This window comes from Pseudomonas marginalis (assembly GCF_024169655.1).
GTDB lineage: Bacteria > Pseudomonadota > Gammaproteobacteria > Pseudomonadales > Pseudomonadaceae > Aquipseudomonas > Aquipseudomonas paraveronii.
Genome location: NZ_JALJWV010000001.1, coordinates 3983742 through 4007924, shown reverse-complemented (window position 1 = coordinate 4007924; position 24183 = coordinate 3983742). Strand labels below are relative to the sequence as shown.

Here is a 24183-nt window from a genome sequence, read left to right as displayed (position 1 = left end):
TGACTTCGCCCCAAGAGGATAAACCGATGCCCCAAAGCACCCTCCAACCCATCGAAGTGACCGTCGCGGTGCTGCGCGAAAGCGGCAGCAAACTCCTGTTCGAACAGGCGCAACTGGCGGTTCCACGCCCGGACGAAGTGCGCGTGCGTGTGGTCGCCACCGGTGTCTGCCACACCGATATGGTCGTGCGTGACCAGCTGTTTCCCACACCGTTGCCCATCGTGTTGGGCCATGAAGGCGCGGGCGTTGTCGAGGCGGTGGGGGCGGCGGTGACCACCATCGCTCCTGGCGATCACGTGGTCATGACCTACATGTCCTGCGGGTTGTGCCTGCCCTGCGAGACCGGACATCCCGCGCACTGCTCGCACATGCACCCGCTGAATTTCGGCGGCGCCCGCCAGGACGGCAGCACATCGACCTGCAGTTGTGGCACCGGTGCACCGATACATGACCACTTTTTCGGCCAGTCGTCCTTTTCCACCTATGCCATCGCCAATGAGCGCAACGTGGTGAAAGTGTCCAAAGCGGCCCCGCTGGAATTGCTCGGCCCGCTGGGTTGCGGCATTCAGACCGGCGCAGGCTCGGTGCTCAAAGCGCTGAAGGTGGAGGCGGGCGCCAGTTTCGCCGCGTTCGGCGCCGGTGCCGTGGGCCTGGCGGCGGTGATGGCTGCCAAGGTTGCCGGAGCGACCACCATTATTGCGGTCGACGTGACCCCGAGCCGTCTGAGCCTGGCGCTGGAAGTGGGCGCCACTCATGTCATCAACAGCCGCGAAGAAGACCCGGTGGCGCGCATTCGCGAGATCACCGGCGGCGGGGTCAACTACAGCCTCGAATGCTCGGGACGCGCCCCAGTGCTGCGCCAGGCCATCGACGCCCTCACCACGCTGGGCACCTGCGGGATCGTCGGGGCGACCCGGATGGGCACCGAAGTAGCGTTCAACGTCAACGACGTAATGATCCCCGGCAAGCGAATCATGGGCATCGTCCAGGGCGACGTGGTCGCCAACGCGTTCATTCCCACCCTGGTCGACCTGCACCTGCAAGGCCGTTTCCCGTTCGATAAGTTGTGCCGCTTCTACACGTTCGACCAAGTCAACGAAGCGATGGCCGACAGCGAAAGCGGCATCACCATCAAACCGATATTGCGCATGCCGGCTACGGCCGACGTGGCGTGATTTTTCAAGCCCATCAAAGGAACCCAAGATGAATGTTCAACTCGTCATCGACAACATCCCGCAAGCGGCTTCGGACGGTAAGACCTACCAGCGTATCGATCCGGTCAGCGGCAAGGTTGTCACCACTGGCGCCGCCTGTAGCGTAGAAGACGCACGCCGCGTTGCAGCTTCTTCGCAGCAAGCGTTCAAGACCTGGTCGAAGGTCGGCCCGACCGAGCGCCGCCGCCTGCTGCTGGCCGCCGCCGATGCACTGGAAAGCAAGATGGAGCAGTTTTGCGCGGTGATGGCCGAAGAGATCGGTGCGTCGCGCCTGTGGGCGCAGTTCAACGTGCAGGGTTCAGCCAACCTGCTGCGAGAGGCAGCATCACTCACCACGCAAATCAAAGGCGAGACCCTGGCCACCGACAAGCCCGGCACGCTCTCTGTCACCTTGCGTCAGCCCGTTGGCACGGTGCTGAGCATTGCGCCCTGGAACGGTCCCGTCCTGCTCGGCACGCGGTCTGTCGCTTACCCGTTGGCCTGCGGCAATACCGTGATTTTCAAGGGTTCGGAGAACAGCCCGCGCACTCACGAACTGCTGGCCCAGGCCTTCTATGACGCTGGCTTCCCGGCCGGTGTGGTGAACTTCATCATCTCTGCGCCCGAAGATGCCGGTGCGGTGACCGAAGTGCTGATTGCCCACGATACGGTGCGCCGGGTGAATTTCACCGGTTCGACCAACGTCGGCCGGATGATTGCCCAGACCTGTGCGAAATACCTCAAACGCTCGCTCTTGGAACTCGGTGGCAAGGCGCCGTTTATCGTGCTGGCAGATGCCGACCTCGACGGCGCCGTCAACGCCGCGATCTTCGGTGCGTTTCTGTACCAGGGGCAAATCTGCATGTCCACCGAACGCTTCGTGGTCGATGAGGCGGTGGCTGATGAGTTCGTGGGCAAATTCGCGCAACGCATCCGCGGCCTTGAGCATGGTAATCCGGTGACCAACCCGGCCAGCGTAGTGGGCCCGATGATTTCCCAGGGCTCGGTGAAGCGCATCAACCAGATGCTCGATGATGCTGTCGCCAAAGGTGCCGAGATTATGACGGGTGGGCGGGCGCAAGACGCGCAAATGGTGCCTACCCTGGTGGATCGCGTGTCGTCGGCGATGGAAATCTACGATGAAGAAACCTTCGGCCCGGTCACGACCGTGGTTCGTGTGAACGGCGCCGAGCACGCGCTGCAGGTGGCCAACGACACGGCATTCGGCCTGTCATCGGCGATTTTCAGTCGCAATGTCAGCCTGGCCCTGGACCTGGCCAGCCGCCTCGATGCCGGTTGCGTGCATATCAACGGTGCCACCGTGCAAAACGAGCCGCAGGCCCCCTATGGCGGCATGAAGAACAGCGGCTATGGCCGCTTCGACGGCAGCGCGGTGATTGAGGAGTTCACCGAAGTGAAATGGGTCACGGTCGAGCCTTCCGACCAGCCTTATCCGTTCTGATCCCAAGGCAGTGAGACCGGCTCTGCAGAGCCGGTTTTTATCGTGAACGTCCCGCCCAAGCCCCTGCGACAACCTTCACTTAAAAGTCTTCTGCACCATCGAAACCCCCAACGCCACCCCGGCCACCACGATAACCACCCAGAAATACTCCATGCTGGCCACCAGGGTTGCCTGTTGGTGCAGGTCCTGGGCCAGCGTCGCGACGGCGATCTGGTTGGCCGGGCCTGCGCCGACGGCGGGGGTGAGGGCCAGGGTCAGGCGTTGTGCGCTGTCTTGGTACAGCGGATCGCCTGGGTTGAAATGCCCGTTGAGGTTGTTGTACTGCAGCGTGCTGCGCCATTGCAGGAACAAGGTGGCGAGGGTCGTGCCGATGGCCATCGCGATTTGCCCGAGCATGCTTTTGATCTGGTAAGCATGGGCGAACAAGGTGTCGTGATGGGTCACGTCGCGAAAGGTCTGCATCGCGGCGGTGGCGAGGACCAGCATCACAAAGCAGCCGTTGAGCACCAGCGCGGGCAAGATATGGCTCCACATGTTGGCGTCGAGGGTCAGGGAGGACAGCAACAGGCCGAAGCTGATCAGCGCGGCAAAGCCGACCACGAAGAACTTCTTGGGCGCCGGGTACTTGGGGATGACCAGGGCCATCGCGAACCAGGTCAACAAGGCGCCGGCAAGGCCGAATGCCTGGAACGTGCCGATGGTGTCCCAAGAATAGCCAAGCCCGCTCTGCAGGAAGTACGGCAGGATGTAGTTGTTGCTGCCCAGCACGATATAGGTGAAGCAAAACAAACCCACGCCGAGGATATAGCGTGACTGCATCAAGTCTTTGACCTTGAGGAAGGGCTCGTCTTTCGCGTGTTCGGCATGGAAGAAAATGTACACGCCCAATGCCGCCAGCAGCGCGAAGGCCAGGAGGATGATCGACTCATTGTAGAAGTCGTAGTAGGAGCGCTGCAGCACATACAACAGAAAGAAGGTGCTCACGGACAACAGCAGGATATTCGCCGGGCTGGACGGTGAGCGTTCGTCTTCGTGAATCGGCTCACTGGGCAAGAACCGCATGCACAGCACGCCTGCGGCCACCGCGCCGGCGATCAGCAGCCAGAAGATTGCGTGCCAGGTGTCTTCGACCACCGCCAACGAGGACAGAAACGGCGCTGCCGCCGTGCCGCTGGCCAGGCCGGTGGCAAACACTTTGACCCCCACGAATCGCCCGGGCCCCGGTGGCAGCAGGTTCACCATCAGGCGCGCGGAGGTCATAAAGGAGGCTCCCCCCAGCGCCATGACGACCCGGCCGACGGTGAAGCTGGTCAGGTCACCACTGATCCCGCACACAACGGCGCCCAGCACGTAAATGCTGATCGAACCGAGCATGAAGTTGCGCCAGCCGAGCCGTTCCACCAACCAACGCTGCTTGGAGATCACCACCACGGCGATACACGCATACAGCGCCGCGACCAGGGTGAACTCCTCGGGGCTGGCGTCGATTTCGCCCCGGATCGGCGCCGACGCAAACGCGATCATACCGGCCTGCAGGTATTCCAGCGCGCAGAGCAGCCCTACGGTCATCAACAAGGCAGCGTTTTTCCGGTACATGCAGGGACCCCGTCAAGGCTTGAGCGACTGAGCGACCTGGCCGCGGTCTTCGTTGGCGCTGATGACCTGTTCGACCATCGCATTGGCGTCCTTGAGTTCGTTTTCGAACACATCGGTGCTGTAGGCGGGTTGGGCCGGCGAGGTGGTGTTGAGCACCTGGCCACGGGTGTCGGTGGTGTCCACGGACACGCGCATGGAGAGCCCCAGGCGCAGCGGGTGAGCGGCAATTTCATCGGCGCGCAGCGCAATGCGCACCGGCACGCGCTGGGTGACTTTGATCCAGTTGCCGGTGGCGTTTTGCGCGGGCATCAATGAAAACGCACTGCCGGTACCGGCATCCAGGCCGACGATCGTGCCGTGGAACACCACCTTGCGTCCGTAGGCGTCGGCGCGCAGCACGGCAGGTTGGCCGATGCGCAGATCTTCGATCTGCGACTCCTTGAAGTTGGCGTTCACCCACACTTGATCGATCGGTACCACCGACATCAAAGCCACGCCGGGGTTGATGCGCTGACCCACTTGCACGCTGCGCTTGGTGATCAGGCCGCTGACCGGCGAGTAGATCTGCGTGCGGTGCAGTGCAATGTACGCATCGCGCAAGTTAGCGGCTGCCACCAGCACATCGGGGTGGGTGCGCAGTGTGGTGTTGTCGACCATCGCCAGGCGCACGGCCAGCGCATGTTGTGTGCCGTCGAGGCCGGCGAGGGCGTTTTTGAGGACTTCCTCGGCATGGCTGATTTCTTCACGGGACACCGCGCCGCTGGCGGCCAGTTGGCTGCGGCGGCGCACATCGTCCTGGGCTTTGCGCACGTCGTTTTGCCGTTGGCTGACTTGCGCCTGCAGTTGCTGAACCTGGTAATACTGGGTGCGCGCCTGGCGCACGGCGCGGGCCAGGTTGGATTGGGCGCGCTGGTACTGGATCTCGGCATCCACGGGATTGAGCGTGACCAGCGGCGCATGGGCGTCGATATGGTCGGTGTTGTCGCCGCCGATGACGGTCACGGTGCCGCTGACCTGGGCGGTGACCTGAACGATGTTGCCGTCCACGTAGGCGTCGTCGGTGGACTGGTTGCCCAGCCCGAGCAGGTACCCGCCGCCGAGGGCGGCCAGGAGCAGCACGATCCCCAGGATCAGCAGCCGCTGCGGGCGATAGGACGGTTTGACAGGCGTGGGGGCGGACGTCGGGGTGGTCATGAGTGATCTGCTACGGTTGGGAGGGCAGGGACGGAGGCGCGGAACTCGGGGCGGTAGCCGCCGCCCAGCGCCCGGCTCAAATTGGCTTGCAGCGACAGGGCGCGAGACGCCAAGGTGACCAGTTGGCGCTTCTGGGCCAGAGTCGCGTTCTCGGTCGCCAACACTTGCAAGTAAGTGGCCAGGCCTGCGCGATAGCGCAGGTTGACCAGGTCGGCGGCCGCCTGGGCGGTGTCGACCGCTTCCTGTTGCTGAGCCAGGCGTTCTTTCAACCAGCGCAGCGATGACAGTTGATCGGCGATATCGCGCAGCGCATCGACGACGGTCTGGTTGTAGTTTTCCACGGCCAGGTCATACGCCGCGTCCTGTGCATCCAGATTGCCGCGTAAGCGGCCACCTTCGAAGATGGGCAGGCTGATCGCCGGTGCAAACCCCAGGATTCGACTGCTGTGGTCGTTGAACGTATCGAACGCCAGGCTTTGCAAACCGACAAACGCCGTGAGGTTCACGTTCGGATAAAAGCGCGCTTTCGCCACGTCGATCTCATGCCCACAGGCCTCGACCCGCCAGCGTTGGGCGACCACGTCGGGGCGATGGCCCACGAGTTCGGCGGCAATATGGCTGGGCAGCACCACGCTGTTGCCGGCTTGCAGGTGAGGGCGCGTAATCGAGCGCCCACGGTCCGGCCCCTGGCCCAGTAATGAGGCGAGCTTGTTTTGGTGCAGCTCGATCATTTCCTTGAGCGCTGCAATGCTGGCCCGGCTGGCGGGCAGCGAGGCCTGGGATTGCTTGATATCGATCTGGGTGCCCAACTCCGCGGCAAAACGTTGCTGCGTGAGCTGTTCGATCTGCACTTGCTGGTCCAGCAGCGCTTGGGCGACGTCCAACTGCGCGTAGGTATCGTTCAGGTCGATATAGGTTTGCACCACGGCCGCCGAGACCATTAGCGCGGCTGCTCGGCTGTCGACTTCCAGGGCATGACGGCGTCCCACGGCGGCCTCGACGGCTGCGCGATTTTTGCCCCAGAAATCCAGTTCATAGCCGATGTTCAGGGTCGCCTGGTCGACATTTTGCCAAGTGCCTTTGACCGGGGCGGGCGTCGTGCCGTTAGCACTGAATCGCTCGCGGGTGGTGCTGGCGGCAGCGTCCACCCGTGGCAGCCGCGAAGCGCCTTCGATGGCTTCCAGCGCGCCAGCCTGACGCACGCGGGCGGCGGCGGAGCGCAAGGTGGGGCTCTGGGCGAGGGCCTCTGCAACCAGGCGGTCGAGTTGCGTGTCGTTGAAGCGGGTCCACCAGCTTTCGGTTGGCCAGGCCGCCGGCGAGAGTGTGATCCCGCTGTGGGCCAGGGTTTCACCGGCATCCCCGGCAGGTAGCAGGCGGGCCTGGGGCTTCAAGTCATGGTAGGAACATCCCGCCAGCAGGATCGACAGTACGATAGCTGATGTCCTGACGGCGACCGAGCGTCGGGACGCCGGGATTTTTCGATTGTTCATCAACGGTGTTCTCTGGCGTGTAACCCATACGGGGGGTAGGGCAGCGATAGCTCAATAAAAACTGTCAGTGTCGTTATGCGCAAAAAAAACGCCCGGGCCCGCTGGCTAGCGGACTCTCAGGCCTTTGACGAGGACCGCGACGCAATGGTCGATGTCATCGAGGTTCTCCAGGTTCGCGGTAATCAGGTGCAGCCAGGACATGCCGGTCAGCATGGCGACGGCCATCTCCACCGCAGGGCCGTCGACAATGTCCCCGGAAGCGACGGCTCGGGCGAAGATCCTGCGCAGCGTGCGCTCGCGGCGCGGTAGAAACCCATCGCGAAACTCGGCAATGGCCTTGGAATCCAGCTGGATCTCAATGAAGAAACTGCGCAGGGTCTCCCCGGCACTCGACGTGCGCCACCAGTTCCACAGCGAGCGTAAATGCACGACCAGATCCTGTTCGAGGTTGCCGGTGTCGGGGGAGGTCACGAACGTCAGCGCTGCGCGTTCGTAAACGTCGCGCAACAACGCGCCTTTGCTGCGCCACCACCGATAGATGGTCGGTTTGCTGGAGCCGGCGCGTTCGACCAGCGCGTCCATGGTGAACGCCCGATACCCTTGCTCTTCAAGGATGGCGGCCGCCGCTTCGAGGATCGCCTCGGTGCTTTGCGGGCTGCGCACGGCACCGATCGAAGATCGGCTCCGGGGTTTGGTAGGCGTAGCCTTGGTGGTCTTTTGCGTCATGGGCTTGGCAATACTCGAGATCGGCTGTTCAGTGCCTAGAGAACTCTATAGAAACTATAAGTGTTTATAAAAGTATTTTTCAGAAAAGGTGCAGTAAACGGATGGTTTGGGAGGCGGGGGAGTTGCGGCGATGAGCTGAAAGCGTGCTTGCATTACAGTCGGCGGGAACCTTCTGAGCGTCAGGTTGGTACGCCGCAACTAGCCGAAGGGGCGTTGCAGGCCGGGCAACTCGAATTGGTGTCAGTGGGCCGTGCGCATCTGGCCGACCCAAACTGAGCTTACTTTGCGGTAAAGGAGCTGGGTGTTGAAAGGTCCTCCTGGACACTACCTGCGCCCTATGCTCACTGGCTTGAGCGTTATCGTTGAGGTGTAGCCGCATGTTAGGGGGCTGTTTTTTTGAGCACACGAAGCTGGAATACCATGTCGGCTTATTTCGGCAACACATGGATGTCTAAGTTCGCTGCCAAGGCCAGGAATACAGAGGATGTAAGTAGAAAATTGAGCGTCCGCAAAGCTTTGTGGTCTAGACTTGCCCCTCGGCACGTAAGCCCCCGCGGGATTTTGCACGGTGTATAGCGTTATCCGAAGGTGCATTATTAATGATCCGCAAACGTTATAAATGCGCTCTCGCACACAGTTAAAAACTCCGTCGGCATCCTCTGCACCACGTTCTGACTCCTACACGACATGGCAGTATGAAAAAAACAAATCCGATAGTGCTCCAACTCCAGCCTGAACCAAAAAAGAAAAGGACGCGTCTGCTCCCTGAGGTTCGTCGCCAGCAGATTCTCGACGCGGCGCTGATTGAGTTCAACGCTTTGGGTTTTACCGGTGCCAGTATTGCCAAGATTGCCGAAAGAGCGGGAATCTCGAAGGCTAATGTCTATGCTCATTTCGCTAGCAAGGACGACATGTTTGAAACGCTCCTTGAGCAATTGATGAGCCGCTCGGAACGTAACTGGAGTCAGTTACAGAATCTCACCTCTGCCGATGACCTTATCGAGCGCCTTATCGACTTTGCCTACAGCGGGCTTACCGATGACACGGTTGCGATTGCCCGGCTGCTGATTACCGAGGGCCATCGTGTGCCGCACCTGCTGGCGAAGTGGGAAGCCAAGGACATGCATGGTCGTATGGATCGCCAGGCGCTGATCGATGGCTATGTGGCGAACGGCATCGTGAAGTCCAGTCCCTTGACCGACCATTTCAGCCTAGTGATGGCGCCTGTGGTCTATTCGGCAGTGGCGCAAATGGTCATGGGCAAGGATAAAGCGCAACCTGAAATACAGGCGGTCAAGCATTCACATCGCCAGTTGTTGGCCTTGCTGTTGCGACCCGACAGCAGTGATTAGCGGAGGCTCTGCGAGTGAGTGCCAATGAGATTGCACGCTGACAGTCTAAGACCCTGTTTTTTCTGGGGCTGGCAGCGATATCAGAAAAACTGTTGATCCCGTTACCCAAGGCAATGACAACGCAATGTTGTTCAGGATCAACGTCGTAACCGACATCCCCTCATCCGGCCATTCGCAACGGCGCAGGCTCTCCCGTGTTAACGGAACAGCAGTTGCGGCCGAATATCTCGTCCACGCGCGCTCGAACCTCCAATATTTTCCTCGTTAAATCAAATACCTAGCGTGAGTGTATGGTTTAGCGAGCGCTCGACCCGCAGGTCTGCTCTGCATCAGGCTGCGCATCCACAAGCTGTTCAACCGCTGAAGTCAGCAATGGGTCAAGGCGCTAGCCTGGGGTGCTGCCTGCAATGTTTAGTTTTAAATTGATGATTTACTGACCGATCGTTCGGTAGTATCTTGCTCGCTAATGACCGATCGGTCGTTAGCGCGTTTTTGATGGATGTTTTATGGCGCCTACCGAGTTCCGGCCAGGCCTTCCCAGCACTCTTCTCCGGACGATTAGATTATGTCATCACGTGCTTTCTCTGCCGTTTCACTGAAGCTGGTTCGCACCCTGCCGGCGACCCTGGCTCTCCTTGCCTCCGGTGGCCTGCCCATGACTTCTGTGTTTGCGCAAACCACAGACACCACGGCCAAGTCATCCGGCGAGAACTGGTCGGAAGCGGATACCCGCAATTCAAAGTGGGCCATCGGGTTCGCAGGCGGTATGAATTATCGGGTCTACCGTGATTTTGACAACAAAGTACGCGGCTTTCCGATGGTGACCTACGAGGGCGAATATGTTCACGTATTCGGTTCCGGTGTCGACATAAAGCTGCCACCGGTAGGGCCTGTGACCTTCCGTCTGCGCGGGAAATACATCAGTGAAGGTTACGAATCAGGCGACTCGCCTTTCCTTCGAGGTATGCGTGATCGCGATAGCAGTTTTTGGGTAGGTGGCGTTGCCACCTGGAGAACGGACTGGGCCAGGCTGTCGGCCGAAGTTCTTACAGACGCCATGAATAACAGCAAAGGATCTCGGGCAAAACTGCAGATTGATCGTCGATTCGCTGCCGGAGCCTTCGGTGTTACGCCTCGATTGGCAGCCGAGTGGGTGGACAGCAACTATGTGGATTACTACTACGGTATCACGGAGGGTGAGGTGGTTGCCGGGCGCCCAAGCTACCAGGGTGCTTCAACAGTCAATACCGAGGCCGGCATACGGATGGATTGGCGCCCGGCGCAAAATCACTCGCTGTTCGTTGACTTGGGCGCCACCCGAATGGGAGGGGGTATCCAAGACAGCCCATTGGTTGAAAAGAGCACCCAGTATGGTGTTGGCTTCGGCTATTTCTATCGCTTCTGATCTAAGTGCATCAACGCAGGGTAGCGGGTCTGGTTCCTGGTCGAGAGAGGGGAACTAGGCCTAGGTGCTGTGCTGGAAAATGCTCACGCAACGTTTTTGTGGACCTAGGGCATCGTCCTGTTGCCAGGGCTCAAGATCCGTCAGTCTCTCTGCATACTGCCTGTCAACCTTGGCTGTGTGATTCATAGCTCACCCCGTGGGGAAAAATAAGAGCTTACGGTCGACGGACGACTATTGCCGTTCAGATGTTGATTCATTAGGGTTCAATTTTCCGGTGGTCGAGGCAGACGTCGTCATGGGCGCTTTGTGCCCATTTGAATTGCCTCTACCTAGTCCCTCCAGACCGTCCTGGCCGATCATGATGTCGGTGAGCTTCTCGCCCAGCAGGTTCCAAGCTTCTTTTTTCTCTTCGGCATAATCATGGTGTAAGTAGTGACGGCGGACCCGGGAACCTGCCAGCACGTGGTTCTGGCACCGGTCTATCACGTCAAGGCTTATGCCCGAGGCTTGCATCATGGTTGCACCCGTTCGTCTCAAGTCATGGGGTGTCCATTCCCCATTGGCACCACCGGACAGCACCAGGGTGTCATCATGTCGGCGACGTGAAAGCGGCTTGCGATTTTTGAAGCGTGATTGGCGGTCTCCCACCTGTTTGCTGACGACCTTGAGATCGACATGACCATCATGATGTTTTGCGGGAAAGCACCATTGAGAGTTTCCTGTGAGCAGCCGAAGCTTGCTGAAATAGTGGATCGCAAACGCAGATAGGAAAACGTGGTGGTCCTGCTTTTTTCCCCGGCTACCTTTGACGTTTGCCACGGGAATAAACCAGACACCATTTTCCAAATCAACGTTTTTCCATTCGGCCTGAAGCAGTTCACCAATCCGGCATAACGTTCCCAAACAGATCCAAAGCGCAAGTTGGGACTCTGGCTTAAGTGGGCGAATCCCATCGTACTTTTCGCCGGCAGGTAGTGCTGCATAGTCCGCAGTCATTTTTTGAAAGCGTTGGTATAATTCTTGAAGTTCGATAGAGGAGAGGATCCGAGTTCGCTCCTCCTGGTAGTCACTGGGTACAAGCTTGTTGATTTCGACCAAGTCTGCTGGGTTTCCGTCAATCAGCAGTGTTCGCCATGGCTGGCGTTTCTGAGCCCATCCAAGCATCTGAACGATATCCGAAAAAAGACTGATGGCCTGACGAGTAGCGCCGCGAGCCATTACGGATCGCACCAGGTTCCGCAGGTCATGCTCACTAATTGAGCTGATGACTTTTGAGCCAAGGGCGGGGTAAAGATCCTTCGCAAATTTTCTCCGTAGCTCGGCATTACCATCCTTGCGCGCCACACCATCGCGAAGCCATTCTCCCGCGAGGTCTAGTAGCGTTAGCTCCTTAGACTTTTGCCGATCGGCCTCTGCGAGTTGTGCAGCCAGTTCCGCTTTTTGTCTAACCTTCCCTGCGCGCTTGTTCTCGTTTGGATTGATCCCTTTGGCTACAAGGTCTCGTGCTTCGTTGCGCTCCTTGCGGATTTCGGTCAACGACTTATTTGGCCAGGTACCGCACGAGAAGCGGGTGTAAATCCCTTCCCAGCGAAACTGGAAATAAAAGGGGATGGCGATACCTTTTTTGCGGAGTGAGACTCTGCCCGCGAGGCTGCCTTCGTCGCGTATGATGATTCCGACATCCTGCTCGGTCAGTGCTTCCAATTCCTTGGCAGTGAGCTTGGCCATAATCAACCTCCTGATAAGTTTACTCCCACATTTACTCCCACTGATTCGTCAGCTAAAGGTAGATCAGGATAGAGGTCGTTGGAAGAATGAAGCGCTGAAAAGCCTTTTCTACTGGGCTTGAGGATTCTATAGGAGAGTGGCGCGAGCCAAGGATGTCTAATGCTTAACTGAATGGGGTGCTAGGGGTCGAGTGTTCGAATCACTCCGTCCCGACCATATTATTCAATGACTTAGGCCAATGTTCACAGCATTGGCCTTTTTCGTGTGCGTGACTTTTGCGTGACTCCTCTATTTTTCACGCCTGCTTCCCGCTCCAAAAGGGGTCTGCCGGGAAAACCAAAGGTCATTCGCCTCTTGCCGGTGTGGCCGCATTTTGAGCAGTCGCTTGCTTCATACGAGCAACGGTATTCAGCGCCGCAATCACACGAACATCCACTGCACTCGAGCGTGCATGTCTGGATCTGCTTGTCTTGGCCATTCCGCTTGATCAGGTAATTGGTGCGTCGTTCCAGCCGAAAGCCGGTTAGTTTCTCGGCCACCGTGTAAGTAGCCGGATCCCATCGGAAGTTGTATTTGGCCTTTGGATCATCGGCGATTCAGTTTACTGGGCGCGTGGCGATTCCTCGCCCGTCGTTCACCAGTCGGCTGATAGGTGAGTTGTGGTCATCAGATGAGCGGGGCCAGGCAAGTCAAAAGTTATGAGGCGGAGGGGCCGACAATGAGGCGTCTCGATCAATTCCTCGTCCTCGAATCAAGCGGGGGCGCTCACCGAGCCTGGGTATCTCTTGCGCAAGACGCAACACGACATTGCGTCTTGGCCATATTCTCTCAAGGTGCGCTGCCGCCTATGTTGTTGGCCTGGAAAACATGAATGCGAGTGACCTTTTCTGAAGCGTCACCGCGGTCGAACCTCAGGAGTCTATGGCATGGGCGTTTCTACAAGAGATACAGCAGCGACGATACAAAAAGCGTCAATGACAAAGGGGCTCGTGCTTCTATTTGCTTTTTGTTGCGGTGCCATTGTGGCCAACATCTATTACGCACAACCGATTATTAGCTTGATCGCCCCGGATATCGGCATGTCGAGTGGAAGCGCGAGTTTCATCGTTTCGCTGACTCAGATTGGTTATGCGCTCGGATTGTTTTTCCTGGTGCCCTTGGCGGATCTGGTAGAAAACCGTCGGCTGATGATTGCGACAATTGTGATTACGATCTTCAGCCTGGTAGCCGCCGGTTTGTCCAGGCAGCCGAGTGTATTTCTAGTGGTGTCGGCACTCATCGGTTTCAGCTCAGTCTCCGTGCAGATGCTTATCCCGTTGGCGGCACATCTGGCACCGGAAGACTCTCGCGGTCGGGTGGTTGGCGGGATTATGGGTGGCTTGCTGCTAGGAATTCTGCTGGCGCGGCCGCTGTCGAGTCTGGTTGCCGATCATTTGGGCTGGCGGGCAGTGTTTATCGGGGCCGCCGCCTTGATGCTCGTTATCTCCATCGTGATTGGCATGACCATGCCTAAATGGCAACCGACCCATCGCGCGTCGTACGGTCAATTGCTGATGTCCCTGGGACAACTGTTTTGTCGCGAGCCCGTGCTGCGTCAACGCGCGCTCTATCAAGGGCTGATGTTTGCGGCGTTCAGTTTGTTCTGGACCGCTGTGCCGTTGATATTGAGTCGTGAGTTCGGCCTCACGCAAAGTCAGATTGCGATTTTCTCTCTGGTCGGCGCCGTCGGTGCAATTGCCGCACCTATCAGTGGTCGACTCGCTGATGCAGGACATACTCGACGAGCGTCGCAGTTGGCCATGGTGCTCGGCGTATTGAGTTTCCTGCCGGCCTTCATCAATCCCCTTTACGGCGTGATTGGATTAGCGGTCACCGGTGTAGCGCTGGATTTTGCAGTGCAAATGAACATGGTGCTGGGTCAGCGAGCCGTCTACGCCTTGGGCACTGCTAACAGAGGCCGTCTGAATGCGTTGTACATGATCAGTATCTTTATTGGTGGTGCAATCGGTTCTTCGGTCGCCAGTTCGCTTTATGAACATGTCGGCTGGTTGGCGATTGCTGCGGTGGGAAGCGGATTGTCACTGGTGGCTTTGGTCGTCTTCTCGGTGGTTTCTCGTCGGACCCGAACTGGCGAAATGCTCAAGATGAACAACGGGTGAGACAAGGAGTGTCATGGACAAGCTGCTCGCATTGAAGATGTTCGTCCAGGCTGTGGATTCGAAGGGTTTTTCTTCTGCCGCTCGACAGTTAGGCCTGGCGACGTCTTCTGTGACTCGGATGATCGATGGGCTTGAGGCGGAACTAGGCGCTGTCCTGCTTAATCGATCCACGCGTCAAATCTCATTATCAGATGCCGGGGCTGCCTACTACTTGAAAGCGCGGGAGGTGCTGAATGCTGTCGCCGAGGCGGATGCCGCGGTCACTGACCGCGGGGAACTCCCTGCGGGTCATCTTCGTATTTCCGTGCCTGTAGCGCTGGGGCGTCGTCTGATTGCGCCTCATATTGCCTCGCTGTTGAAGCGATACCCTCAATTTGTGTTGGACATGACGCTCTCCGACGACATCGTTGAATTACTGGGAGCGCGCGTCGATCTGGCGATCCGATTGGGATCGGCAGCAGCCATGGATGGTGTCGTCAGTCGTCCCGTCGGTCATTTCAGACGCCGGGTGGTGGCCAGTGCCGAGTACCTGAATGCACATGGTTTTCCTGAACATCCCATGGAACTCATGCAGCACGAGTGTCTGCGTTTTAGTTATGGCCCAAAGCAACAGGTGTGGACTTTCTTAAAGGAAGGTGAGGAGACTCGAGTACCGATTGAGGGGCGATTCAAAAGCAACAATGCGGAAGTTTTACGTGAGGTTGCGCTGGCGGGTGGCGGGGTGGCTCTGTTACCTGACTGGCTCGTCAACGACGATATTGGCAGCGGTGATTTGACTTCATTATTCGAGCCGTTTGTTATCAATCCGAACGACGCCAGTTCGGCCATTTCTGCGTTGTATCTTCCCAATCATCGTGGCTCCAAACGCGTCAATGCATTTATCGAATTCATCAGCGAATTACTCGGGCCTGAAGGCTTAGCCGAGAGCTGATCGCCTCATTGCTGTTTTCGAACGTTTGATCCACGACGTAACGAAGCCTTTTCGCCGTGTGGCACGGCAGATCCCGGAGATTTGAATGAGCACTGCGACATTGCATTACGTCTACGACCCGTTCTGTGGCTGGTGCTATGGGGCGGCGCCGATGATCACGGCGGCCACCGCTATTCCTGGCCTGGAAATTCAGGCCCATGGCGTGGGCATGCTCTCGGGGGACAAAAGCAAGTTGATGTCGGGTGAGTGGCGCGATTTTGTTCGTCCTCACGAAGCCCGGATTACGGCATTCAGCAAACAGACCTTCGCAGACGCCTATGTTCAAGGCGTACTGGAACATGAAAATGTCCAGCTGGACTCTTCACCACCGATTGCAGCGATGTTGACCGCTCAACAGCTGTCCGGATGTGGCATCGAAATGCTCAAACGCCTGCAAATTGCCTACTACCAAGAAGGTCAGGCCATTGCTGACCGAGGGGTAATCGCCAGCATTGCCAATGAGCTGGGGTTTGAACCCGAATCGTTTATGGCAACTTTTGATTTGATCACTGCAGACTCATTGCAGGACCACATCGACCGCAGCAACGAGATGCTTGAAACTCTGAATGCGCGCGGCTTTCCGGCATTTGCGCTGGAGATCGATGGCCAAATGGAAGTGTTGGCCATGGGGCATTATTTAAGCCGACCTGCGTTGTTCAAGAAGGATATTGAAAGTCGTCTGGCCAAATAGGTATGGTTCATAGTCAGTGCATTCTTTTGTTTTGTATGATGCCTTAATGAAGCTCCAGCGAGGCGTTATGCAAGACTCAAAAGATAGAGACGAGAACGAGTCGGGAAAATCAGCGAAACCAGCAGACCCCGTCAAATCGACGACTCGACGCCTTTCGCCTGAGGTCAGGGAAAAGCAAATCGTGCAGAAAGCTATCGAGCATTTTGCGACGTGCGGGTTCTCGGGCAGTACCCGTGAGCTGGCGCGACAACTGGATATTACCCAACCGTTACTCTATCGATATTTCCCCAGCAAAGAGGCACTGATAGACCGCGTGTACGACGAGGTCTATCAGTGGGATTCCTCGTGGGAGGCGATGATCAAGGATCGCTCCGAACCCCTTCAGTCTCGCCTGGTTCATTTCTACACCTCATACGCTCGTGTGATTCTGCGGCGAGAGTGGATTCGTATCTTCGTATTCGCCGGGCTGACACGTGAAGGTATCAATGATCGGTATCTGGCTAAATTGCGTGAGCGGGTCTTCATCCCTGTCATTGCAGAAATCCGCCAGACTCATGGATTGGCGCCATCCTCAGGTGAAACGATCAATGAAAAAGAGCTCGAGCTGATCTGGAGTCTGCATGCCAGCATTTTCTATATCGGTGTTCGCAAATGGATTTACGATCTTCCAGTGACTGAAGACATAGATGCGCTGATCGAGCAAATGGTCGATGCGTTCCTTAACGGCAGTCCCCACGTATTGCAGCAAGTCGATAACGATTTGGGTAAGAAGCTCGCTTGAATTGATCGGTTTCGATTTCCTGTTTGTTGCCTCCGGATCACCTATTTTCCCCCGCTTTTTTGTCGACCACTCATCACCTCTTTCAGCCTTCAACTGAGCGGGGCAAGTGATCCTTCACCGCCTTTTTTATTCCGGCACGCTGATAGTCCGTTGAATCGACGCAGCAATTGAATCAGTTGTTCCAGATACTCATCGTTCCAGTTGTCGATACGTTGCCGAAAAATGTCGCCCTTGTGAGCGGTGGTCTGGCGGATTCTGATCCGGCCTAGATGGCTCAAATTCAAAAGGGTGCCTCGACTATCCGAAGGATCCGGTTGCGCCTGCACCCGGATCAATCATGACCCCAGTACATCCTGCCAGCCTCGTCGTGCCAGGGGCAGATCGAGCAAGCGCTTGCCGGTGGCATCGTTGATGGCATTGCCCAGTGCTGCTGCCATGGGGCCTTGGACGATTTCCGCAGCTCCGAGAAATGGCTGATCCGGCTGATCAATCATGTGGACCTCGACCTGTTGCGGCAAATCCGGAAAACGCATGATCGGATAGCCGCTCCAGTCGAAGCTGTGTATGCCGCTGGTGTCGTAGAGGATTCGTTCATAGAGCGTCCAACTCGCGGACTGCGCGATGCCGCCCTGGATCTGATTGAGCAGCCCGTCGGGGCTGACAATTTGCCCCACGTCGACGGCGGCGACTACGCGATCGATCATCACTTGCCCGGTCTGGCGCTGCACATGCAACTGCACGGCGATCGCGCAGTAACCCATGATGTTTTTGTAGCGGGCAAAGGCGAAGCCGATTCCGCTACCGGGTCCCGTTGCTTTTTGCGGCCAGCGGAACTCTGCGACCACGCGCTCCACCACCGCCCGTGCTCGCGGATCGCTCAAGTGATTCAGGCGAAATTGCACCGGGTCCACGGCGGCCCGAGCCGCCAGTTCATCGACGGTGCTCTCGATGGCGAAGATGTTGATGTGGGCACCCAGCGAACGCATGGCCGAGGTCCTGAATGGCATGGTCAGCACAAAGTTCATGTCGACCTTCAGATTGGGTATCTCATACAACGGAACGGCATTACGGTCGCCGTCACCTTCGGGCTGAGCGATCGGCACTGAAGGTGCCGGGGTGAAGGGATTGGCCAATAGCCACGCCGGCAACAGGCGCCCGGCATTGACGATACGTTCGTTGTGCGGCGTACTCCAGAGTTCGTATTTCCAGTCGCGAATGCGCCCGCTGTCGTCCAGTCCTGCTTCCACTTCGGCAAGCATGGCCGAGCTGTAGGGCTCCCAGAGATTTTCCTGTTCGCGCATCCATTGCACCCGTATCGGCTTGCCGGGAATGGCCATGGCAATCAGCGCGGCGTCGGCGGCGGCGTCATCGGCGCCGTTGTGGCCATAGCAACCGGAACCTTCAGCGTGGATGCAACGCACCTGAGCCACCGGCAGGCCGACCATCTCGGCGATGCCCATGCGCAGAGGGTAGACACCTTGGGTATGGGTCCAGACGGTCAGTGTTCCATCCTTGAACCAGGCCACTGCGCAGGAGGGCCCGATGGAGCCGTGCATCAGGTATTGCTTGGTCACTCGAGCCTTGTAAGCACGCGGCAGCGGTTGCGGGAGGTCACCCTTGGCACCCACCGGGTAGTGCCGCGCCGGCAATTCGGTGAGGAGTTGATGGATGTGTGTCGAGTCAGGTAGCGGGTTACCTTCTGTCCAGCGGGCCGTGGCGTAGCCCTCGCGCATCGCTTTGATCGCCAGCCATTCATCGGTGGCGACCACGGCGAGGTAGCTGCCGTTGCGGATCAGTTTCACCTCGCCGGGAAGTTGCCTGAGGGCGGCCTCGTCAATGTCCAGAAGCTGACTGCCGCGCCGGGGTGGGCGTATCACACGGGCATGCAGCATATCGGGCAGGCGCATGTCCTGCACATAGGCCGCACCGCCGCTGACTTTGGCCGGGATGTCCAGCCGAGGCAACGATTTACCGATCAGAGTGAAACTGCTGGCTGGCTTGAAGGGCGAGTTGGCCGATGCAAAGCGATGCAGTTGAACGCCTACCACGGCTTGTGCGTAGGTCATGCTGCGGTGTTGTGCATCGTAGATCACCGCATCCCGCGTGGTCAGGCTGTCGATGGGGCGTTGCCATTGCCGCGCGGCGGACTCGAGTAACAACTGACGCACCTGAGCCGCGGCGTTGAACAGCGCGGTGCCGCTGTCGACGATCGTATGGCTCCCGGCGGTATAACCTTCATTGGGTGTCAGTGCGGTGTCGGCAGTGAGAAAACGGATGAGCCCAGGTGGCACTTCCAGGCGTTCGGCGGCGATCTGCAGGAGCGCAGTTTTAACGCCAGTGCCCAGCTCCACTTTGCCGGTGTAGACGGTGATGCCATCTTTCGCATCAATGCGGATCCAGGCGTCCAGATAGGGCGTGGCCCGCAGGCTGCCGGGCAGATCAGGCGCCAGGATTGTCGTACCCAAGGTGTCCACCTCGGTGTCAGCGAAGGCGCGGGGGATACCTGGAAGCATCGCGAACCCCATCACCAATGCCCCGTTTATCACGAAGGCGCGGCGGCTCAGATTGACGTTTTGCGTGGCGCTTTTCATACCTTGCCTCCCTGTGCGACGACCGACTTGATCGCGGCGAAGATCCGCACATGGGTGCCGCAGCGGCACAAGTTGGGTGCCATGTGGCGGCGGATCGTTTCATCGTCTGGATGAGGGTTGGCCTCCAGCAGCGCCTGTGCCCGTACGATCATTCCCGCGATGCAATAACCACACTGGGCGGCCTGTTCATCGATAAAGGCTTTCTGCAACGCCCCCGGTTGGTCGGCACTGCCCAGGCTCTCCACGGTACGCACCGATTTGCCCGCCAGCGCGCCGCAGGGTGTCAGGCAGGAAAACACCGGTTTGTCGTTCACTAACACAGTGCAGGCGCCGCACTGACCCAGGCCGCAGCCGTATTTGGCGCCATTGAGCCCCACCTGGTTGCGCAAGGCATACAGCAGGGGCATGTCGTCCGCGATGTCCAGTTCGTGAGTCTTGCCGTTGATGTCGAGTGTGATCACGGTTGCTGCTCCTGAGCCCGAATGCTTTTGATTGTCTTGTCGAGATCCGTCCAGGGTCGGTTTGCACAGCTTTCATTGCGCAAGTACTCGGCAAGTGCAGCCACATGGGTGTCGTCCAGGCTATGGGCGAAGGCAGGCATGTAGTGGCTGGAAGCGGCGCCGGACATCGGGATGCCCTGTAGGAGGGTCTGGATCAAATTACGTGGCGAGTCCGCCATCACCGCCGAGGTGTTCGTCAGTGCCGGCCGCGATTCAATGACGCGCATCGGTGCTGCGCTGCCGTGGCAACTCGCGCAGGCCCCGTCGAACAATGCGGCGCCTAGAAGTGCCCTGGCGCTGGGCTTGACCCCGGAGGTGCAGGGCGGCGATGGGGCGTCCGATGAGGTTTTCTTGAGGTCAAGAATGTACTGTGCGATGGCATGGGCGTCTTCCGTCGGCAATTGCGCCATACTCAGGCTGACCGGCAACATCGGGCCCGCCGCTGCGCCGTGTCCTTCGGCGACCTCGCCCGTCAGATAGGCGACCAACTGGGCTTCATTCCAGGGGTGTTGCGCCTCGGTCATTCCGCGCAGGGCAGGGGCTGTCCAGCCGTCGACGACGCCACCGTTGAACAGTTCGCTGCCTTTTTCCCCGCCAATCAGATTCAGGGGCGAATGGCAGGATGAACAGTGCCCCGCTCCCTCGACCAGATAGCGTCCGCGGTTCCATTGTGCTGACCGGTCGGGAAGTGGTTCCAGCGGATCCCCATGCAGGAACAGCAAGTTCCAGAAGGACACCAGCGGACGGAAGTTCATGGGGAAGACCATATGATTTTCCGGTGCGGTGTATTTGATCGGGTCCACGCTCATCAAGAAGGCATAGGCGTCGGCAATATCGGCATCGCTCATCTTCCGGTAATGCACGTAGGGGAACGCCGGATAGAGAAAATGGCCGTCACGCGCGATGCCTTCGCGCATGGCCCGTTCAAAGGCGTCCAGCGACCACTTTCCGATACCGGATTCCGGGTCCGGGGTGATGTTGGTGGTGAAGAGGGTTCCGAAGGGCGTTACCAGCGGCAAACCGCCGGCCATGTAGGCGCCCCCTGGCCGCGTGTGGCAGACCGCACAGTCGCCCGTTTCGACGACGCGGCGGCCTCTGTCCAGCGTCTCGCGATCGGCATTCAGGGATTGGCTGACAGTGGCAATTTCCGGCCTCCACATCATCCAGAACGCAAACCCTAACCCCACGACGCTGATTGCCAGAACGGCACCGATGATCGTCTTGCGCTTCATCGCCTTACCTCTCAAGCTGAATTAACGACAGATTTTTCAATCCGCCGCGAGCGATTGGCGTACGGCGATTTTCCATGGAGTGAGCTTAGAGAGAGCGCTTGTGATGGAGTACCCCATCAATGCGCAACGCTACATTGCGCCAGGCGCAATGGCGGCAGAATTAACAACCGTTAACTCGCGCAGCGTGCGCCCATGCCCAAAGATAGGCCCTCAAGGATCGTATCGATGTCACCGAGGGGATTTATGGACAAGCTGCTCGCACTGAAAATGTTCATACAGTCGGTAGATTCCAAGGGCTTTTCGTCTGCCGCCAGGCACCTCAATCTGGCCACCTCTTCAGTGACCAGAATGATCGACAGGCTTGAGGATGACCTGGGTGTCGTGCTGCTGAATCGCTCTACCCGGCAAGTCACGTTGACCGATGCCGGTGGTGTGTACTACCTGAAAAGCCGGGATATTCTGAGCGCCATGGCTGACGCCGACGAGTCAGTCTCGGACCGCGGTGACGTGCCCGCGGGCCAGTTGCGTATCTCAGCGCCCGTGGCGTTGGGTCACCGTCTCATTGCCCCCCACATCGGTGCGCTTTTAGCGCGCTATCCATTGCTCGCACTGGATATGACGCTATCGGACGACATCGTCGATTTGCTCGGCGAACGCATCGATCTATCGATCCGGATGGGGTCGCCAGCGGCGATGGAAACGGTGGTCAGCCGCTGCATCGGCAGCTTTCGACGCCGAGTAGTCGCCAGCGCCGAGTACCTGAACGCTCGAGGATTTCCCGACCGCCCCATGGACCTCATGCAGCACGAGTGCATGTGTTTCAACTATGGCGCGCCGCAGCAGTTCTGGACATTTACAGAGCAGGGCCAAGAGATGCGCGTGCCCGTCGAAGGGCAATTCAAGAGCAACAATGCCGAGGTCCTGCGCGAAGTGGTACTGGCCGGGTGCGGGGTGGCGCTGTTACCCGATTGGTTGGTCAATGATGACATCGACGGTGGTCGACTCACGTCCTTGTTCGACGCTTTTGTCGTCAATCCGAACAGCGCCAGTTCGGCGATCTCAGCCCTGTACCTGCCCAATCACCGCGGCTCGAAACGTATCAACGCGCTCATTGAGTTCCTCACCGAATTACTCCAGTCGCAAAGCCAACCGAAGGCGTGATCGGCTCATCGTTGCGTTTTGCGAAAAGCAACGTTGTGCAGCAGATGGATTCTCTGACGGCGCTCCGGCACCTACCGTGGGGAGGTGAAACATTCAACCACGGAGACCGTCATGAGTTTGCACTCATCCAAAATTCAGGTGACTTACGATTTCATCTGCCCATGGTGCTGGATCGGTGAGGAAAATCTTGAACGCGCGCTGGCCGCTTCAGGTTTTTCAACGGACCGCCCCATCAGTTTTCTGCCTTATCAGTTGAACCCGGACATGCCTGTTCGAGGCGTGGATCGCAAAGCCTATCGCTCTGGCAAGTTCGGCAGCTGGGCGCGTAGCCAGGCCATGGACGCACAGGTCACCCACGCCGGTAAGGCCGTCGGTCTTGAGTTCGATTATGAGCGAGTCGAAAAAACGCCCAACACCCTGGCCGCGCATCGGTTGGTATGGCGCGAGCAACAGGCGGGTCGAGACGCTTCTTTGCTGGTCAAGGCCATTTTCAAGGCGTACTTCGGCGAAGGGCGGGATATCGGCGACCTCATTGTGCTGGCCGACATTGCTGCCGAAACCGGGCTGGACCGAGAGGTCATTGTCGACTTTCTCAAGGCCGATGAGGGCACGGCTGAAGTCTTGAAGCTCGAAGCCCTAACCAAGGCGTCCGGTGTGCGCTCGGTGCCGAGTATTCAGATCGCAGATGACGTGATCAGTGGCGCGCAGCCCATCGAAATAATGATCCAGATACTGAAGCGAAGCCAAGCCGCCTGAGGCGGTTTTTCAATCCCAATCCATTCAGGACATCATCATGACTCATCACTTGTTCAGCCCTATCAAACTCGGCCAATTCACCCTCGATCACCGCGTCGTCATGGCGCCTCTGACTCGCTCGCGAGCGGGGCAACCGGGCAACGTACCGACACCGATGAACGTTGAGTACTACCGTCAACGTGCCAGTGCCGCATTGATCATTACCGAGGCTACGCAGATTTCGCAGCAAGGCCAGGGTTACGCCTGGACGCCCGGCATCCATAGCGACGAGCAGATTCAGGGGTGGCGAGCTGTCAGCGAGGCCGTGCACGCTGAAGGCGGGCGCATTTTCCTGCAGCTCTGGCATGTGGGGCGAGTGTCGCACCCGGTATTCCAGCCCAACGGCGGCTTGCCGGTGGCGCCGACCGCGCAGCCTGTACCCGGCAAAACCTTCATCCTTAATGAACAAGGCGAGGGTGTCTGGGGTGATGTACCTGTTCCTCAGGCGCTGGACATTCCGGGGATCGAAGCGATCGTTGCCGACTTCCGCAAGGCCGCTCGCAACTCGATTCTGGCCGGTATGGACGGTGTGGAAATTCACGCGGGCAATGGCTACCTGCTCGACCAATTCATCAACAGCGCCAGCAATCAGCGAAGTGATCGCTACGGGGGAAGTATCGAAAACCGTGCGCGGTTGCTGCTTGAAGTCGTGGAAGCCGTGACCGCGGAAGTAGGTGCCGAACGCGTTGCTGTCCGCCTGACACCGATGGGACGTTTCATGGGAATGGGCGATGACACCCCGGAACAAACCTTTGGCTACATCGCATCCCGGCTCAATCACTGGAATCTCGCTTACCTGCACCTGGTAGAACCGATGATGGTCGGCACAGTGCTCGATGAAAGTAACGATCCACGCTGGGACGCGATCATCAAGCAACTGCGTGCGGACTTCCACGGCGTTCTGATGTTGGCGGGTGGCTACTCCGGCGAAACGGCCGAACAGGCCATTGCGCAGGGCCGTGCGGACCTCATTGCGTTTGGTCGCCCGTTCATTGCCAACCCCGACTTACCGGCTCGCTTGCGCGATCGCAACGAACTCAACGTGGCTGACGGCAACAGCTTTTTTGGCGGCGACGCCAAGGGGTACATCGACTATCCGGTGTTGGCATAACGCAACGGTAAACCGGAGCTGGGGGAATCACCCTGCAATGAGGAGA

Annotated in this window: 19 protein-coding genes and 1 pseudogene; 12 read left to right on the top strand and 8 right to left on the bottom strand. The window is 58.5% G+C overall.

The features are described from left to right. Positions 1-26 precede the first annotated feature (26 nt). Together J2Y83_RS18145 and J2Y83_RS18140 are read left to right on the top strand one after the other, a co-directional pair. Complete coding sequence (locus tag J2Y83_RS18145) at positions 27-1175, top strand: NAD(P)-dependent alcohol dehydrogenase (protein WP_247404100.1); 1149 nt, start codon at positions 27-29, stop codon at positions 1173-1175. 28 nt (positions 1176-1203) lie between these two features. Next, entirely contained in the window at positions 1204-2655 is a 1452-nt protein-coding gene (locus J2Y83_RS18140) for an aldehyde dehydrogenase (protein ID WP_253397282.1), read from the top strand. Positions 2656-2730: 75 nt separating this feature from the next. Here J2Y83_RS18140 and J2Y83_RS18135 read toward each other — a convergent pair whose 3' ends face one another. From J2Y83_RS18135 to J2Y83_RS18120, 4 genes are all read right to left on the bottom strand, one after another. Then, positions 2731-4251 carry an MFS transporter gene (locus J2Y83_RS18135; protein ID WP_253397280.1) on the bottom strand — a complete coding sequence of 507 codons (1521 nt, stop codon included), beginning with the start codon at positions 4249-4251 and terminating at the stop codon, positions 2731-2733. A 12-nt stretch (positions 4252-4263) separates the two neighbouring features. Then, the gene (locus J2Y83_RS18130) at positions 4264-5445 is read right to left on the bottom strand and encodes an HlyD family secretion protein (protein ID WP_253397278.1); all 1182 of its coding nucleotides are present in this window, start codon (positions 5443-5445) and stop codon (positions 4264-4266) included. Next, positions 5442-6935: an efflux transporter outer membrane subunit gene (locus tag J2Y83_RS18125; protein ID WP_253397276.1), complete on the bottom strand. Its 1494-nt coding sequence runs from the start codon at positions 6933-6935 to the stop codon at positions 5442-5444. The genes J2Y83_RS18130 and J2Y83_RS18125 overlap by 4 nt, the downstream gene beginning before the upstream one ends. 105 nt (positions 6936-7040) lie before the next feature. After that, positions 7041-7661, bottom strand: coding sequence for a TetR/AcrR family transcriptional regulator (locus tag J2Y83_RS18120; RefSeq protein ID WP_253397274.1), 621 nt, complete (start codon positions 7659-7661; stop codon positions 7041-7043). A gap of 186 nt (positions 7662-7847) precedes the next feature. On the opposite strand from J2Y83_RS18120, the pseudogene J2Y83_RS18115 reads away from it, so the two are divergent. The 3 genes and pseudogenes from J2Y83_RS18115 to J2Y83_RS18105 all read left to right on the top strand — a co-directional run. Continuing rightward, positions 7848-8027 (top strand): annotated as a pseudogene (locus tag J2Y83_RS18115) (NADH:flavin oxidoreductase/NADH oxidase); the annotation flags it as partial. 329 nt (positions 8028-8356) lie between these two features. Next, positions 8357-9013 carry a TetR/AcrR family transcriptional regulator gene (locus tag J2Y83_RS18110; protein WP_058822725.1) on the top strand — a complete coding sequence of 219 codons (657 nt, stop codon included), beginning with the start codon at positions 8357-8359 and terminating at the stop codon, positions 9011-9013. A 565-nt stretch (positions 9014-9578) separates the two neighbouring features. Next, positions 9579-10418: a MipA/OmpV family protein gene (locus tag J2Y83_RS18105; RefSeq protein WP_253397272.1), complete on the top strand. Its 840-nt coding sequence runs from the start codon at positions 9579-9581 to the stop codon at positions 10416-10418. A 231-nt stretch (positions 10419-10649) separates the two neighbouring features. On the opposite strand, the gene J2Y83_RS18100 is transcribed toward J2Y83_RS18105, so the two are convergent. Next, complete coding sequence (locus tag J2Y83_RS18100) at positions 10650-12146, bottom strand: tyrosine-type recombinase/integrase (RefSeq protein WP_253397270.1); 1497 nt, start codon at positions 12144-12146, stop codon at positions 10650-10652. Between the two features lie 926 nt (positions 12147-13072). Here J2Y83_RS18100 and J2Y83_RS18095 point away from each other — a divergent pair. From J2Y83_RS18095 to J2Y83_RS18080, 4 genes are all read left to right on the top strand, one after another. Then, positions 13073-14305, top strand: a complete 1233-nt coding sequence (locus J2Y83_RS18095) for an MFS transporter (protein ID WP_253397268.1) — start codon at positions 13073-13075, stop codon at positions 14303-14305. 13 nt (positions 14306-14318) lie between these two features. Continuing rightward, a complete protein-coding gene (locus J2Y83_RS18090) occupies positions 14319-15236 on the top strand; it encodes a LysR family transcriptional regulator (protein WP_253397266.1) in 918 nt (305 codons plus the stop codon). Between the two features lie 85 nt (positions 15237-15321). Next, positions 15322-15966 (top strand): DsbA family protein, encoded by a 645-nt coding sequence (locus tag J2Y83_RS18085; RefSeq protein WP_253397264.1) that lies wholly within the window; start codon positions 15322-15324, stop codon positions 15964-15966. A 67-nt stretch (positions 15967-16033) separates the two neighbouring features. Continuing rightward, entirely contained in the window at positions 16034-16747 is a 714-nt protein-coding gene (locus J2Y83_RS18080; RefSeq protein ID WP_253397262.1) for a TetR/AcrR family transcriptional regulator, read from the top strand. Between the two features lie 335 nt (positions 16748-17082). On the opposite strand, the gene J2Y83_RS18075 is transcribed toward J2Y83_RS18080, so the two are convergent. The 3 genes from J2Y83_RS18075 to J2Y83_RS18065 are packed head-to-tail and all read right to left on the bottom strand — an operon-like array spanning position 17083 to position 21070. Next, on the bottom strand, positions 17083-19338 hold the full coding sequence (locus J2Y83_RS18075) for a xanthine dehydrogenase family protein molybdopterin-binding subunit (protein ID WP_253397260.1): 2256 nt from the start codon (positions 19336-19338) through the stop codon (positions 17083-17085). Beyond that, entirely contained in the window at positions 19335-19799 is a 465-nt protein-coding gene (locus J2Y83_RS18070) for a (2Fe-2S)-binding protein (protein WP_307513377.1), read from the bottom strand. Before J2Y83_RS18070 ends, J2Y83_RS18075 begins: the two co-directional genes overlap by 4 nt. After that, positions 19796-21070 carry a c-type cytochrome gene (locus J2Y83_RS18065; protein ID WP_253397258.1) on the bottom strand — a complete coding sequence of 425 codons (1275 nt, stop codon included), beginning with the start codon at positions 21068-21070 and terminating at the stop codon, positions 19796-19798. The genes J2Y83_RS18070 and J2Y83_RS18065 overlap by 4 nt, the downstream gene beginning before the upstream one ends. Positions 21071-21313: 243 nt before the next feature. Here J2Y83_RS18065 and J2Y83_RS18060 point away from each other — a divergent pair, with 243 nt between their 5' ends. From J2Y83_RS18060 to J2Y83_RS18050, 3 genes are all read left to right on the top strand, one after another. Next, on the top strand, positions 21314-22231 hold the full coding sequence (locus J2Y83_RS18060; RefSeq protein ID WP_253397255.1) for a LysR family transcriptional regulator: 918 nt from the start codon (positions 21314-21316) through the stop codon (positions 22229-22231). Between the two features lie 84 nt (positions 22232-22315). Continuing rightward, positions 22316-22987 carry a DsbA family oxidoreductase gene (locus J2Y83_RS18055; RefSeq protein ID WP_253397253.1) on the top strand — a complete coding sequence of 224 codons (672 nt, stop codon included), beginning with the start codon at positions 22316-22318 and terminating at the stop codon, positions 22985-22987. Between the two features lie 37 nt (positions 22988-23024). Next, positions 23025-24137, top strand: a complete 1113-nt coding sequence (locus tag J2Y83_RS18050) for an alkene reductase (protein WP_253397251.1) — start codon at positions 23025-23027, stop codon at positions 24135-24137. Positions 24138-24183 lie beyond the last annotated feature (46 nt).

Bases quoted from the DNA above. Each gene is read 5' to 3' on its own strand.
- J2Y83_RS18130 (WP_253397278.1), bottom strand. From the start codon at position 5,445: ATGACCACCCCGACGTCCGCCCCCACGCCTGTCAAACCGTCCTATCGC.
- J2Y83_RS18050 (WP_253397251.1), top strand. From the start codon at position 23,025: ATGACTCATCACTTGTTCAGCCCTATCAAACTCGGCCAATTCACCCTC.
- J2Y83_RS18060 (WP_253397255.1), top strand. From the start codon at position 21,314: ATGGACAAGCTGCTCGCACTGAAAATGTTCATACAGTCGGTAGATTCC.
- J2Y83_RS18080 (WP_253397262.1), top strand. From the start codon at position 16,034: ATGCAAGACTCAAAAGATAGAGACGAGAACGAGTCGGGAAAATCAGCG.
- J2Y83_RS18110 (WP_058822725.1), top strand. From the start codon at position 8,357: ATGAAAAAAACAAATCCGATAGTGCTCCAACTCCAGCCTGAACCAAAA.
- J2Y83_RS18145 (WP_247404100.1), top strand. From the start codon at position 27: ATGCCCCAAAGCACCCTCCAACCCATCGAAGTGACCGTCGCGGTGCTG.
- J2Y83_RS18120 (WP_253397274.1), bottom strand. From the start codon at position 7,661: ATGACGCAAAAGACCACCAAGGCTACGCCTACCAAACCCCGGAGCCGA.
- J2Y83_RS18065 (WP_253397258.1), bottom strand. From the start codon at position 21,070: ATGAAGCGCAAGACGATCATCGGTGCCGTTCTGGCAATCAGCGTCGTG.
- J2Y83_RS18075 (WP_253397260.1), bottom strand. From the start codon at position 19,338: ATGAAAAGCGCCACGCAAAACGTCAATCTGAGCCGCCGCGCCTTCGTG.
- J2Y83_RS18090 (WP_253397266.1), top strand. From the start codon at position 14,319: ATGGACAAGCTGCTCGCATTGAAGATGTTCGTCCAGGCTGTGGATTCG.
- J2Y83_RS18125 (WP_253397276.1), bottom strand. From the start codon at position 6,935: ATGAACAATCGAAAAATCCCGGCGTCCCGACGCTCGGTCGCCGTCAGG.
- J2Y83_RS18095 (WP_253397268.1), top strand. From the start codon at position 13,073: ATGGGCGTTTCTACAAGAGATACAGCAGCGACGATACAAAAAGCGTCA.
- J2Y83_RS18085 (WP_253397264.1), top strand. From the start codon at position 15,322: ATGAGCACTGCGACATTGCATTACGTCTACGACCCGTTCTGTGGCTGG.
- J2Y83_RS18140 (WP_253397282.1), top strand. From the start codon at position 1,204: ATGAATGTTCAACTCGTCATCGACAACATCCCGCAAGCGGCTTCGGAC.
- J2Y83_RS18135 (WP_253397280.1), bottom strand. From the start codon at position 4,251: ATGTACCGGAAAAACGCTGCCTTGTTGATGACCGTAGGGCTGCTCTGC.
- J2Y83_RS18105 (WP_253397272.1), top strand. From the start codon at position 9,579: ATGTCATCACGTGCTTTCTCTGCCGTTTCACTGAAGCTGGTTCGCACC.
- J2Y83_RS18100 (WP_253397270.1), bottom strand. From the start codon at position 12,146: ATGGCCAAGCTCACTGCCAAGGAATTGGAAGCACTGACCGAGCAGGAT.